General features: G+C 67.6%; 10 protein-coding genes and 1 pseudogene. All 11 read right to left on the bottom strand.

All coding sequences use genetic code 11. From position 1 onward, the window contains the following. Window positions 1-28 precede the first annotated feature (28 nt). Complete coding sequence (locus tag AB7O82_RS00660; RefSeq protein ID WP_428543882.1) at window positions 29-1,075, bottom strand: amidohydrolase family protein; 1,047 nt, start codon at window positions 1,073-1,075, stop codon at window positions 29-31. A gap of 237 nt (window positions 1,076-1,312) precedes the next feature. Beyond that, window positions 1,313-1,714, bottom strand: a complete 402-nt coding sequence (gene hpxZ / locus AB7O82_RS00655; RefSeq protein ID WP_428543884.1) for an oxalurate catabolism protein HpxZ — start codon at window positions 1,712-1,714, stop codon at window positions 1,313-1,315. Between the two features lie 16 nt (window positions 1,715-1,730). Beyond that, complete coding sequence (locus AB7O82_RS00650; protein WP_428543886.1) at window positions 1,731-2,900, bottom strand: amidase; 1,170 nt, start codon at window positions 2,898-2,900, stop codon at window positions 1,731-1,733. 12 nt (window positions 2,901-2,912) lie between these two features. Then, window positions 2,913-6,029 (bottom strand): efflux RND transporter permease subunit, encoded by a 3,117-nt coding sequence (locus tag AB7O82_RS00645; RefSeq protein WP_428618395.1) that lies wholly within the window; start codon window positions 6,027-6,029, stop codon window positions 2,913-2,915. A gap of 16 nt (window positions 6,030-6,045) precedes the next feature. Further along, window positions 6,046-7,311: an efflux RND transporter periplasmic adaptor subunit gene (locus AB7O82_RS00640; RefSeq protein ID WP_428556282.1), complete on the bottom strand. Its 1,266-nt coding sequence runs from the start codon at window positions 7,309-7,311 to the stop codon at window positions 6,046-6,048. Between the two features lie 148 nt (window positions 7,312-7,459). Then, entirely contained in the window at window positions 7,460-8,074 is a 615-nt protein-coding gene (rpsD, locus tag AB7O82_RS00635; protein WP_428556279.1) for a 30S ribosomal protein S4, read from the bottom strand. Between the two features lie 286 nt (window positions 8,075-8,360). After that, complete coding sequence (locus AB7O82_RS00630) at window positions 8,361-8,783, bottom strand: OsmC family protein (RefSeq protein ID WP_428542233.1); 423 nt, start codon at window positions 8,781-8,783, stop codon at window positions 8,361-8,363. Window positions 8,784-8,785: 2 nt separating this feature from the next. Beyond that, window positions 8,786-9,553, bottom strand: coding sequence for an RNA methyltransferase (locus AB7O82_RS00625; RefSeq protein WP_428542230.1), 768 nt, complete (start codon window positions 9,551-9,553; stop codon window positions 8,786-8,788). Window positions 9,554-9,614: 61 nt separating this feature from the next. Continuing rightward, window positions 9,615-10,439 carry an ATP-binding cassette domain-containing protein gene (locus AB7O82_RS00620; protein WP_428542227.1) on the bottom strand — a complete coding sequence of 275 codons (825 nt, stop codon included), beginning with the start codon at window positions 10,437-10,439 and terminating at the stop codon, window positions 9,615-9,617. Then, a complete protein-coding gene (locus AB7O82_RS00615) occupies window positions 10,436-11,740 on the bottom strand; it encodes a sugar ABC transporter permease (protein WP_428542224.1) in 1,305 nt (434 codons plus the stop codon). The genes AB7O82_RS00620 and AB7O82_RS00615 overlap by 4 nt, the downstream gene beginning before the upstream one ends. A gap of 34 nt (window positions 11,741-11,774) precedes the next feature. Continuing rightward, window positions 11,775-12,241, bottom strand: a pseudogene (locus AB7O82_RS00610) (hypothetical protein); the annotation flags it as partial.

Here is a 12,241-nt window from a genome sequence, read left to right as displayed (position 1 = left end):
CAAACGGAGACTACGGCCACTCCCCGGGTTACGACAGGGCGATTTTGTAGACTCGCGATGCCGTGCCGGAGAACAGGGCAGTCCTTTCCGACGGCGAGGCATTGGCGGCGAGCCGTTTGAAGGCATTCCACAGCACGCCGTAGCCCGAGGTGATCTTGTCGACCGGGAAGTTGCTCTCGAACATGCAGCGCTCGGCGCCGAACAGCTCTATGCAGGTTTCGACCCAGGGCCTGAAGGCATCGGCCAGCATTTGCGACGAGGGCGGTGACGGCCGCTGATAGAAATCGAACCAGCCCATCGCCATGCCGAGCCCGCCGACCTTGACGCTGACGTTGGGCTGGCGCGCCAGCCTGGCCATCGACTTCTTCCAGGTCGCGAACACCTCGGCATGGCGGCTGGCATAAGAGGCGTAGCCGAGCGGGCCGCCGACGTGATCGAGGATGATCTGGGTATTGGGAAACGCCGCAGCGAGGTCGCTGATCTCGGCTAGCTGCGGATGATAGGCCCAGGCATCGAAGGTGAGATCGCGGCGCGCCAACTCGCGAAAACCGTCGCGCCAGGTCGCGTCGGCCATCAGCCCGGGCGTCGGGTTGGTGCGGGTCGCACGAATCCCCGGATCCTTGTCGAGGCCGGTCTGGTAACGGATCCCGATGAAGCGGCCGTTGCCGGCGGCGATCTGGGCATCGAACACCACGCCTGCCTTGGCTCCCAGCCGGAGATCGACGTGGCCCACGATCCTGGCGCAAGCGCGCAGGTTGCCATAGATGCCGCTGGCGCTCATTGCCGCCACACCATTGGCGAACTCCGTCTCGCCGACGCAGCGCAGTTCGGGCGGACCTTCCTTGCGGTACATTGAATGGCAGTCGACGAACACCGTGGCGACGATGTTGTGGCCGGTGCGCGTATCGGCCAGCAGGTCGTGGAACATGTAGTCGTTGTCGGCGCGCTGCCAGAGATGATGGTGAGGATCGACGATCGGCAAAGCCGGCTCAAGTGCCTCCTCCGAGACCTTGGCGACCCAGGCCGGGTCGACGGGGATGACGTTGCCGAGCCTCGGTGGCAGCGGGGTGTTCATTTGTTTCCTCCTGATCGTGTTGGCGCCCTCGCGACACTCTATCCCGGCGTCCCGAGAAAGGCGCCCGCGAAGCAAGCACCGCAAGCGAAGGACCTCCTCGTCTTCCACCCCGAGCGAGCTATGGTTCCTGGCGATGACCGATGACCTCCTTTCCTTCGGCTTCAGTCAGGACAGGTCCTTCGGCTTCGCTCAGGAGAGGCGCTGCGCTCAGTTATCGAAGAATTGCGGGTTCACCCTTCACCAGAGCGGCTTGCCGTCCATGGTCGAGACATGCGCGGCGATCACCTTCCAGCCATCGCCGGGAAAGCGGACCCAGGTCTGGCTCTGGCGGCCGACCAGATCCTCGCCGCGGATCTTGAACTCCAGATTCACCGTGGCGATGTCTCGGCCCAGAGTGAGGATCTCGAGGCGGATTCGGCGTTCCTTGATGCCCGGACCGGGCGGCCGGGCGACCCGATGGGCGTGGATCTCGTCGAAGCCGTAGCCGTTCTCGTGCATGGCGTAGCGGATGGTGTGCGGGCTCCGCCAGAAGGTGGCGTCGAGCACGTCGACGTTCTTGTCGATCAGCGCCTGCTCGTAGCGCTCGAAGAGCCCACGAACTTCCTCGACGATCTCGGGAATGTTCGGTGTGAGGTCCATAGTGTCGCTTCCCGACTCATCCCGCCATCGCCTGCGCCATCGCCACCAGCGTGGCGTCGCTGCCGCGTGGGCCGATGATGGAGAGGCCGACCGGCAGCCCGTCGACCGTCGCGCCCGGCAGGTTGACCTGCGGATGCCCGGCGAGGCCACCCTGGGCGCACAGGCAGGTGATGCGGTCGCGTAGCGGGTCGAGGATGGCGAGCGGCTGGCCGCGCAGCGGCGCCGGGAAGGGGGTCGTGGGCAGGCAGAGAATCGTGCCGGGGGGCAACAGATGGGCCATGCGGCCCCTCGCCTCCTGGCGCATCAGGTTGGCCCAGCCGCGTTCGCCTTCGGGGATCGCCGCCGCCAGCACCAGGCCGCGGGCGACCGAGTAGGCCATGCGCGGGTTGCGCTCGTCGAGCCAGCTCCTGAAGGTCGCGAGCGCCTCGCAGGGCTGCAACGTTCGCTGCGCGCGCGCCCACACCGACAGGCCTTGCGGCGCCATGATCTCCTCGCGGCTCGCGCCGATCAGCGCCGCGAGCTTCTTCACCATCGGCTGCAACGCCGCCGCGACGTTGGCATCGGCGAAGCCGAACGTGTCGACGGCAACTACCAGCCGGCCGGGCAGTGCAACCGGAATCGCCTCGCCGAGCAGCACCGCGGAGACGCGCGCGAAGGTTGCCGCGTCGCGGGCGAACCAGCCGGTGGTGTCGGAGGTCGGCGCCTGCGGCAGCATGCCGGTGAGGTCGAGACGGCCGTGGGTCGGCCGGATGCCGTAGAGGCCGCAGAAGCTCGCCGGCACGCGCACCGACCCGCCAGTGTCGGTGCCGAGTGCGGTGTCGCACAGGCCGGCCGCCACGGCGGCCGCCGAGCCCGACGACGAACCGCCGGGCACCCGGTCGGGCGCCGCCGAGTTGACTGGCGTGCCGTCGAAGGCGTTCTCGCCCAGGATGCCGAGCGACACCTCGTCCGTGACCGTCTTGCCGATCAGCGTGGCGCCGCCATCGAGCAGGGTCTGCACCGCCCAGGCGTGGCGCGTCGGCACCGGCCGGCCGGTCGGCCAGTCGGGATTGCCGCCGCCAGTCGGCACGCCGGCGACATCGAACAGGTCCTTGGCGGCGAAGGTAAGCCCGGCCAGCGGCCCGCCAGCGCGCCCCTCGACGCGCGCCCGCGGGCCCACCACGAAGGCGCCGACCGGATCGTCCATTCGCGGCCCCGCCTACTCGGCTGGTGTCGCCGGCGCGCTCCGGCGCGAACGCCTGCTCCAACCGGCTCGCCAGTTCACGCCCGCGAGCCGGTCGAACCAGATGTAGACCACGGGCGTGATGAACAGCGTCAGCAGCTGAGACACCAGAAGGCCGCCGACGACGGTGATGCCGAGCGGCTGGCGCAGCTCCGCGCCGGCGCCCGCGCCCATCGCGATCGGCAGCGCGCCCAGCAGGGCGCAGGCGGTGGTCATCATGATCGGCCGGAACCTCAGCCGCGCCGCCTCGACGATCGCCTGCTCGGCCGACGCGCCCTGCGAACGCCGATCGATCGCGAAATCGACCATCATGATGGCGTTCTTCTTGACGATGCCGATCAGCATGACGACGCCGATCATGGCGATGACGCTGAGATCCATCTTGAACAGCATCAGGATCAGCAGCGCGCCGATGCCGGCCGACGGCAGGCCCGACAGGATGGTCAGCGGGTGAATGAAGCTTTCGTAGAGAATGCCGAGGATGATGTAGATCACCAGCACCGCGGCGAACAGCAGCAGGCCCTGGTTGGCGACGGCCTGCTGGAAGACCTGGGCGCTGCCCTCGAAGCTGGTGGCGATGTTGGCGGGCAGGCCGACGTCCGCCGCGGCAGCCTGGATTTCCGCCACCGCCTGGCCGAGCGCCACACCGGGGGCCAGGTTGAACGAGACGATGACCGATGGCAGCTGGGCAATGTGGTTGACCGTGAGCGACGTCGGCTTGTCGCTGCGCTTGGCGACGGTGTCGAGCGGCACCAAGGCGCCGCCCGGCGTACGGACCTGCATGCGGCGGAGCACGTCGTTGACGTCGGCATACTTGGGGTCCGCCTCGAGGATCACCTGGTAGGTGTCGTCGGGGGCGTAGATGGTCGACACTTGGCGGCTGCCGAAGGCGGAGTACAGCAGCAGCCGGATCTGATCGACCGACAGGCCGAGCCGCGAGGCCGTGTCGCGGTCGACATCGATGACCGTCGAGCGTGCCCGTACCTGCAGGTCCGAATTGACGTCGAGGATCTGGGGAATGCGCCGCATGCGCTGTTCCATCAGCGGGGCGTACTCGCGCAGCGCCGCGAGGTCGCTCGAGCGCATCCCGAACTGGTACTGCGCGCGCGTCAAGGTCGTGCCGATGTTGATCGATTGGGTCGGCTGGAAATAGATGTTGATGCCCGGCACGGCCGCCGTCGCCCGTCGTAGCCGGGCGATCACCTGCAGGGCGCTGTCCTTGCGTTCCGGCTTGTTGCGCAGGATCACGAACATGCGCCCGGAATTGACCGTGGCGGCCGCATTGCCGCCGCCGACGATCGACAGCACCGACTGCACGTCGGGGTCACGCTTGACGATCTCGGCGAGCGCGCCCTGTCGCGCGACCATGGCATCGAACGAAGCGTCGTCGGGACCGACCGTGGAGCCCGAGATCTGGCCGATGTCCTCGGAGGGGAAGAAGCCCTTGGGGATGGCCTGGAATAGCACGCCCGTCAGCACGAAGGTGCCGAGCGTGATCAGCAGCACCAGGCGCGGCATCGCCACGGTGTGCTTGAGCGCCCAAGCGTAGCCGGCACTTACCTTGTCGAAGCTCCATTCGAACGAGCGCAGCAGGAAATTGTGCCGCTCGTGATGATCGACCGGCTTCAGCAGTCGCGAGCACAGCATTGGCGTCAGGGTCAGCGACACGATGCCCGAGATCAGGATGGCAAAGGTGATCACCAGGCCGAACTCGTTGAACATGCGGCCGACGACGCCGCCCATGAACAGCACCGGGATGAACACGGCGACCAGCGACAGGGTCATCGAGACAATGGTGAAGCCGACCTCCTTGGAGCCCTTGAAGGCGGCCTCCAACGGCTTCTCGCCCGCCTCGATATGACGCACGATGTTCTCCAGCATGACGATCGCGTCGTCGACCACGAACCCGACGGCGAGCGTCAGCGCCAGCAGGGAGATATTGTCGATCGAGTGGCCGAACACGTACATGGCCGCGAACGTGCCGATGATCGAGATCGGCAGCGCGATCGCCGGGATCAGCGTGGCTCGGAAGCTGCGCAGGAAGAAGTAGATCGCGATGATGACCAGCCCGCCCGCCAGCAGCAGCGTGAACTCGACGTCGTCGATGGCATGGCGAATGGGCAACGAGCGGTCGGCGAGCAACTGGATCTCGACGCCGGGCGGCAGCTCGGCCTGAATCGCCGGCAGCATGGCCTTCACCCGGTCGACGACGTCGACGGTGTTGCCGTCGGGCTGGCGGTAGACGCCCAGCACGATGGCGCGCGTGCCATCGAGCCAGCTCGCAACTTTGTCGTTCTCCACGCCATCGATGGCGGTCGCGACGTCGGACACCCGCACCGGAGCCCCGTTCTGCCACGTCACGATCACCGGCATGTAGTCGGCCGCCTTGTTGATCGGACCCGTGGCGTCGAGGATCGAGCTCTGACGCCGGTCGGCGATCGCGCCCACCGGCTTGCTCGAGTTGGCGTTTACGATGGCGTTCTGCAGTTCCTGCAGGGTCAGGCCGCGCACCGCGAGCTGGTCGAGCTTGGCCTGCACCCTCACGGCATATTTCTGCGAGCCGAAGATCAACACCTGGGCAACGCCGGGCAGGGTCGAAAGACGCGGCAGGATCGCCCGATTGGCGAAGGCGTCGATGTCGGACAGCCGCACCTGGGAGGAGCGCAGCGCCAGGAACATCACCGCCCAGTCGGCGGGATTGACCTTGCGGAAGCTGGGCGGTGTCGTCATCTCCGGCGGCAGGCGCCGCATCGCCGAGGAGATGGCCGACTGCACGTCCAGCGCGGCGCCGTCGATCGAGCGGTTGAGATCGAACTGCAGCACGATCGACGTGTTGCCGAGCGACGACGTCGAGGTCATCGCCGTCACGCCGGCAATGGTCGAGAACTGGCGTTCCAGGATCGACGCCACGGACGCCGCCATCGTCTCGGGGCTGGCGCCGGGAAGCTGGGCCGTGACCTGGATGGTCGGGAAGTCGACGCGCGGGATCGCCGCGACCGGAAGCTGCTTGTAGCCGAAGACGCCGGCGATGATGAACGAAGCCATGACCAGAATGGTCATGACCGGACGGCGGATGCACAGCGCGGAGATCATGCCGGGTCCTCCGCGCCTAGCCGCGCGGCTGCGCCGGCGACGGCCTGGGAGGTTGTGCTTGCGCCGGTGCCGCAGCCGGCGACGGCGTCGACGGCCGCACCACCACGTTGGCGCCGTTGACCAGTCGGAGATGGCCGTCGACCACGACCTGCTCGCCGTCGGCGAGGCCCTTGCCGATCACAGATTCGCCGTTCTGCGTGCGCTTCACGACGACCGGCCGGAGCTCGGCCACGCCGTCCTTGATCACGAACAGGTACGGCCCCTGGGGGCCGAGCTGGACGGCCGGCGCAGGAACGGCGATGGCATCGGGGTCGACACCGAGAACGATCTCGACCTTGACGAACTGGCCCGGCCACAGCCCTTCGTTGGCGTTGCCGATGCGTGCCTTTGTCGTGACCGTGCCGGTGTTGGGATCGACCGAATTCTCGATGAAGGCGATGGCACCCGCCTGCTTGTGGTCGTCGTCGATCAGGGCGACGACCTTGACCTCGCCCTTGGCCATGGCGGCGCGGATGTCGGGCAGGTAGATCTGGGGCACCGCGAAAGCGACGTAGATGGGGTCGACCTGGTTGATGGTGGCAAGGGCGGCAGCCGCCGAGTTGTCGTTGACACGGATGACGGTACCGGCCTTGCTCGAGATCGAGCCGATGCGGCCCGACACCGGGGCGCGAATCGCGGTGTAGCTGAGCGATGTCTGCACGCTCGCCTTGGCGGCCTCGTCGGCTTCGAGCTGCGCCTCGGCCGCCTTCAAGGCGGTGAATGCCGTATCGCGGCTGACCACGGTGCCGGCGTTCTTGGCCAGCAGTTCCTCGTAGCGCTGGAGGTCGCGCCTCGCCTGCTGGACCTGGGCCTGATCCTTGCGGATCTGTGCCTCGATCTGCCCGAGCTGGGCCCTGAGGGTTCGCGAGTCGAGCTCGAACAGGAGGTCGCCCTCCTTGACCAGGGCGCCCTCCTCGACATTCACCTTGGTGATCTGGCTGTCGATGCGCGCCTTGATCTGGATCGAAGCGACGGCCTGCACCGTGCCGACCGCCTCGATGACGATCGGCATCTCCTTCTTCTCGACCTTGCTGACGACCACGGGGACCGGTCCGCCGGGATTGAGGCGGCCGCGCCGTCCCTGCGGCTGCGCCGATGCGGCAGGGCTGGCGCCTGCTTTCTCGGCCGCGCTCGCAGCAGCCCCGAGACCCAGCCGCTTCACGACCTCGTCGCGATAATAGTAGCCGGCACCGCAGACCGCGATCGCGAGCGCTCCCATGACAGCGAGACGGACAATCCGCATACCCAGACTCTCCAGAACCCCTACCCTGCGTGAATATAGGCCGTCAGGGCCTCCCCGGACAGTCGCAAGCGGCCCAATCGCCAGCTCCAAAGCAAAAAACCCGCCACGGTGGGCGGGTTTTCGTCACATTCCCGAGCAGCACCGCGATCTAGCGGCTGTAGTACTCGACCACGAGCGACGGCTCCATCTGTACCGGATAGGGCACGTCGGAAAGCTTGGGACCGCGCACATAGGTGCCTTTCATGTCCTTGTGGTCAACCGTTACGTACTCGGGCACGTCGCGTTCGGCCGACTGGGTGGCTTCCAGCACCCGGGCCATTTCCCGGGCCTTGGCCGTCAGCTCGATGACGTCGTTGTCCTTCACCAGGTACGACGCGATGTTCACGCGCCGGCCGTTCACTTTCACGTGACCATGGCTCACCAGCTGACGGCTGGCGAACACGGTGATGGCGAATTTCATGCGGTAGATGACGGCGTCCAGCCGGCGCTCCAGCAACTCGACCAGGTTCTCGCCGGTATCGCCCTTGCGGCGCACCGCCTCGAGATAGTAGCGGCGCAGCTGGCGCTCCGAGACCGAGCCGTAATAGCCCTTGAGCCTCTGCTTGGCCATCAGCTGCAGCCGGTAGTCGGTCGGCTTCTGGCGGCCCTGGCCGTGCTGGCCGGGTCCGTACTCACGCTTGTTGATCGGGCTCTTCGGCCGGCCCCACAAATTGACCCGGAGGCGGCGGTCGATCTTGTACTTCGAATTCTCGCGCTTGCTCACGCGACAGCTCCATCGTTGTGCGCCGCCTTCGGCGACGCTGTTGTCCGGATAGGCCTTGGTCCGACGACGCGCTACTGGAGCGCCCTGTCGGGGCGGGACGTGGCACCCGACTGGGCATCACGACCACGTTCTCCGGAGGAGCGCGGAACATACTTTTGAGCACGGCTCTGTCAAGAGACGATTCCGCTCGCCAAATCAGGAGCTTAGCTCATTGCTGGGTGCGCGCCACTCCGATGGCGCTCTTCCCTTGAGCGCCAGCGGTGGGGCGCGCTCCCAGCAATGAGCCTTAGACCTCCTCCAGCACGATCTCATGGCTGACGGCCGCCGACTTCCGGATCATGGCCGTGGCCGAGCAGTACTTGTCTTCCGACAGGCTCACCGCCCGCTCGATCAAGGCCCGGTTCAGCTTGCGACCGCGCACCGTGTAGACGACCTTGACCGAGATGAAGACCTTGGGCGGCTCGTCTGCCCGCTCGGCGACCAGGGAGACCTCGACGCCTTCGATGTCCTGGCGCTGCTTCTTCAGCATGGCCACCACGTCGATCGCCGTGCAGCCGCCCATGCCCATCAGCACGACCTCCATCGGCCGCGAGGCGAGATCGCGGCCACCGACGTCGGTTGCGCCGTCCATGGTCAGGGTATGGCCGCTGCCGCCTTCGGCGACGAACAGGGCGCCGTCGACCCAGGAGATCCTGGCGGTGGTGGACATGCTCACTCCTCGCTGTGCTTGCCTTTGCCGAGATACTTTATGACGCCGTGAAAGGTCCGCACTTCCTGCTCGGTCATCGTCGCCCGCTGCAGGAAGGCGCGCAGGTTCTGCACCATCGCGGGCTTCGCCGCCTTGTTGCGCAGGAAGCCCGACTGGTCGAGCGCGCGCTCCAGATGGTCGAAAAGATTCTGCATCTCCTCCTTGGTCGCCGGACGGACCGCGTAGTCGGACAGGCGATCCGCCGGTGTGGTTTCCGCCACCATCGCCCATTCGTAGGCGACCAGCAAAACGGCCTGGGCGATGTTGAGCGAGGAGAACTGCGGATTGAGCGGGATCGAGAGCGCGGTGTCGGCCAGCACCATGTCGTCGTTGGTGAGACCGGTGCGCTCCGGTCCGAACAGGATGCCGACCCTGTCGCCCCCGTCGATCCAGGCGCGCATCTCGCCGGCAGCGTGGCGCGCGGTGACGATGCGCTGGCTGAGCTCGCGGTTGCGCGCACTGGTCGCGACCACGTGCTGCAGGTCGGCCACGGCCTCGGCGACCGTGTCGAAGACCGCCGCGTCCTCCAGCACGACGTCGGCACCCGAGGCCGCGCGCTGCGCCGAAGGATTGGGCCAGCCGTCGCGCGGCGCGACCAGGCGCAGGCGCGACAGGCCGCAATTCAGCATGGCGCGCGCCGCCATGCCGATGTTCTCGCCGAGCTGCGGGCGCACCAGGATGACGAACGGCGTGTCCGCGGCGGTGGCGTGGCCTTTCGAGGGTCGTCCCATGCCGCCCTATATCACGACCGCACGGTCGGTCTTGAGGTTTGCGTTTACCGCGGCAACCCGATCAATTGACTGCTCCATCGGCATGGACGCCGTCGGCGAGCATGGCGCCCGGGCCGGGCGTCGCGCCAGCCGGGCAGGTGCCGAGGATGATCATGCCCAGCACCTCGTCCTTGGTCACAGCGCGCGTCGGCGCCGTGCCGACCAGCCGGCCGTTCTTCATGACAGCCACTCGATCGGCGAGGTCGAACACGTCGTGAATGTCGTGGCTGATCAGGAAGATGCCGATGCCTTCCTTCTTCAGCTGGACGATGAGATCGGCGACCTGCTGGGTTTCCTGCGGGCCGAGCGCGGCCGTCGGCTCGTCCATGATCAGCACGCGGGCGTTGAAATGGATCGCCCGGGCGATGGCGACAGCCTGGCGCTGCCCGCCCGACAGCGCGCGCACGGGCTCCTTGAACTTGGCGAAGTGCGGATTGAGGCGCGCCATCACCGTGCGTGTCTCGGCCTCCATGGCAACGTCGTCGAGTGTGCCCCACGCAGTGCGCAGCTCGCGCCCGAGGAACAGGTTGGCCGCGGCGTCGAGATTCTCGGCCAGCGCCAGGGTCTGGTAAATCGTCTCGATGCCGTAGCTCCGGGCATCGCGCGGGCTGTGGATCGTTGCCGGCCGGCCATCGATGCGGATCTCGCCCGAATCGGGCCGGTAGGCGCCCGACAGCATCTTGATCAGCGTCGACTTGCCGGCGCCGTTGTGGCCGAGCAGGCCGACGACCTCGCCGCCATACAGGTCGAGCGACACGTCGTCGACCGCATGCACGCCGCCGAAGCTGATGCGCATGCCGCGCAGCTCGACCAGAGGAGGCCCATGGGAGGCTGTCGCGTCGCTCATCCTGCGCTCCCCTTCAGGGCGCGCGCGCGATAGAGCCGATCGAGCCACACCGCGACGACCAGCACCACGCCAACGACGATGTTCTGCAAGGGCGTGTCCAGCCCCATCAGCACCATGCCCGACTGCAGGCTCTGCATGATCAGCGCGCCCAGCACGGCGCCGGCGACGGTGCCGAGCCCGCCGCCCAGCGACGTGCCGCCGATCACCGTCGCGGCGATGACGTAGAGCTCGTCGAGCGTGCCCTGCGCGTTGGTCGCGGCGTTGAGACGTGCCGTCGAGATCGCCGCTGCCGTGGCGCACAGCGTGCCCATCAGCACGAAGACCAGGACGGTGACGCGCCTGGTGTCGACCCCCGACAGCTCGGCCGCCTCCGGATTGCCGCCGATGGCGAAGACGTAGCGGCCGAAGCGCGTGCGCTGGGCCAGGAAGGTGACGACGATGGCCACGCCGATGGCGATCAGCACCGGCACGGCGAGGCCATGCGCGATCGCCAGCCCCTCCGGCGGAACGACGAGACCGCGCGCCGCCGCCAGGCGCTCGGCGACGCGCGGCGGCAGGTTGTAGCTGTTGACGACCAGCACGACGGCCAGCACGCCAAGGCAGGCGAGCCCGGCGACCGTCATTTCCGCCCACACCGGGCGCAACGCGAAGCCGACCTTCTGACGCCGCCGGCGCGCGTGCAGCGTCCGCCAGACGATGGCGGCAAAGGCCAGCAGTGCCACGGCCCAGGTCCAGCCGGCGCCGATCGAGCCCTCGATGCCGCCGCCCATGCGCCGGAAGGCATCGTCCATAGGCGCAACGGTGCGGCCGGACGTGATCCACCAGGCGCAGCCGCGCCAGACCAGCAGGCCGCCCAATGTCACGATGAAAGCCGGCACGCCGAGATAGGCCACGATCAGGCCCTGCAGCAGGCCGATCGCCGCGCCGACAACAAGCCCGACCGCCAGGGCGACGAGCCAGATCAGCGGATGTTCGTAGCCGAGGTAGCGCGGCAGGAACTCGGCCTGCGTTACCCCCATGATCATGCCGACGACGCCCAGAATGGAGCCGACCGACAGATCGATGTGCCGCGCCACGATCACCAGCACCATGCCGGCCGCCATGACGGCGACCGACGCGGTCTGCACTGAGAGATTCCACAGATTGCGTGGCGTCAGGAAGGCGCCGCCGGACATCAGATCGACGCCGATCCAGATCAGCGCCAATGCGCCCAGCATGCCAACCAGGCGCGCGTCGATCTCGGTAGCGCGGAACAGGCTCGCGAGATCGCGGCGCCCAGGCGCCGGACTCCCTTGAGACACGCGGGAAAGCGACGAGGTCACACCGCGATTCCCCTCACGTCAGCACCGGATCCGGAAGCTCTCCAACAGCAGTCGAGCTCGCCTCCATGAGCGGCTCTTCCGGACCGCGGGCGTCCCGCCCGCTCTTCTCATGAGCGGGCGGGACGCCCGCGGTCCGGAAGAGACGACCCGCTTGCATTGCCGCTTGGGTGTGCGCTCCGGCTGCGCAATTGCAGGCCTTGACGGTGCCCGGCGTCTCGCCACGGCAGACCACGTCCTTAGGCACCCAGTTGGCCTGGATGACGACATCGAGATTGTCCCTGGTGATCGGCACGGGCGTCAGCAGGATCGACGTCATCGGCACCTTGCGCGGACCGTCGGCCCAGCTCTTGGTGCCTTGCAGCGCCGCGAGCTTGGCGCCCTTGGCCATCGCCATCGCCTGCTCTCCGGCGGTCCTGCCGAGCAGGCGCGCGTCCTTCCACACGCTCACCGTCTGCGTGCCCAGCGCGACGCGGTTCAAGG

Source organism: Reyranella sp. (assembly GCF_050185545.1).
Classification (GTDB): domain Bacteria; phylum Pseudomonadota; class Alphaproteobacteria; order Reyranellales; family Reyranellaceae; genus Reyranella.
This window is presented reverse-complemented; position numbering and strand designations above follow the sequence as displayed.

Excerpts from the sequence above, each read along its gene's own strand:
- AB7O82_RS00650 (WP_428543886.1), bottom strand. The coding sequence starts at position 2,900 with ATGGACGATCCGGTCGGCGCCTTCGTGGTGGGCCCGCGGGCGCGCGTC.
- AB7O82_RS00630 (WP_428542233.1), bottom strand. The coding sequence starts at position 8,783 with ATGTCCACCACCGCCAGGATCTCCTGGGTCGACGGCGCCCTGTTCGTC.
- AB7O82_RS00640 (WP_428556282.1), bottom strand. The coding sequence starts at position 7,311 with ATGCGGATTGTCCGTCTCGCTGTCATGGGAGCGCTCGCGATCGCGGTC.
- hpxZ (WP_428543884.1), bottom strand. The coding sequence starts at position 1,714 with ATGGACCTCACACCGAACATTCCCGAGATCGTCGAGGAAGTTCGTGGG.
- AB7O82_RS00660 (WP_428543882.1), bottom strand. The coding sequence starts at position 1,075 with ATGAACACCCCGCTGCCACCGAGGCTCGGCAACGTCATCCCCGTCGAC.
- AB7O82_RS00645 (WP_428618395.1), bottom strand. The coding sequence starts at position 6,029 with ATGATCTCCGCGCTGTGCATCCGCCGTCCGGTCATGACCATTCTGGTC.
- AB7O82_RS00620 (WP_428542227.1), bottom strand. The coding sequence starts at position 10,439 with ATGAGCGACGCGACAGCCTCCCATGGGCCTCCTCTGGTCGAGCTGCGC.
- AB7O82_RS00625 (WP_428542230.1), bottom strand. The coding sequence starts at position 9,553 with ATGGGACGACCCTCGAAAGGCCACGCCACCGCCGCGGACACGCCGTTC.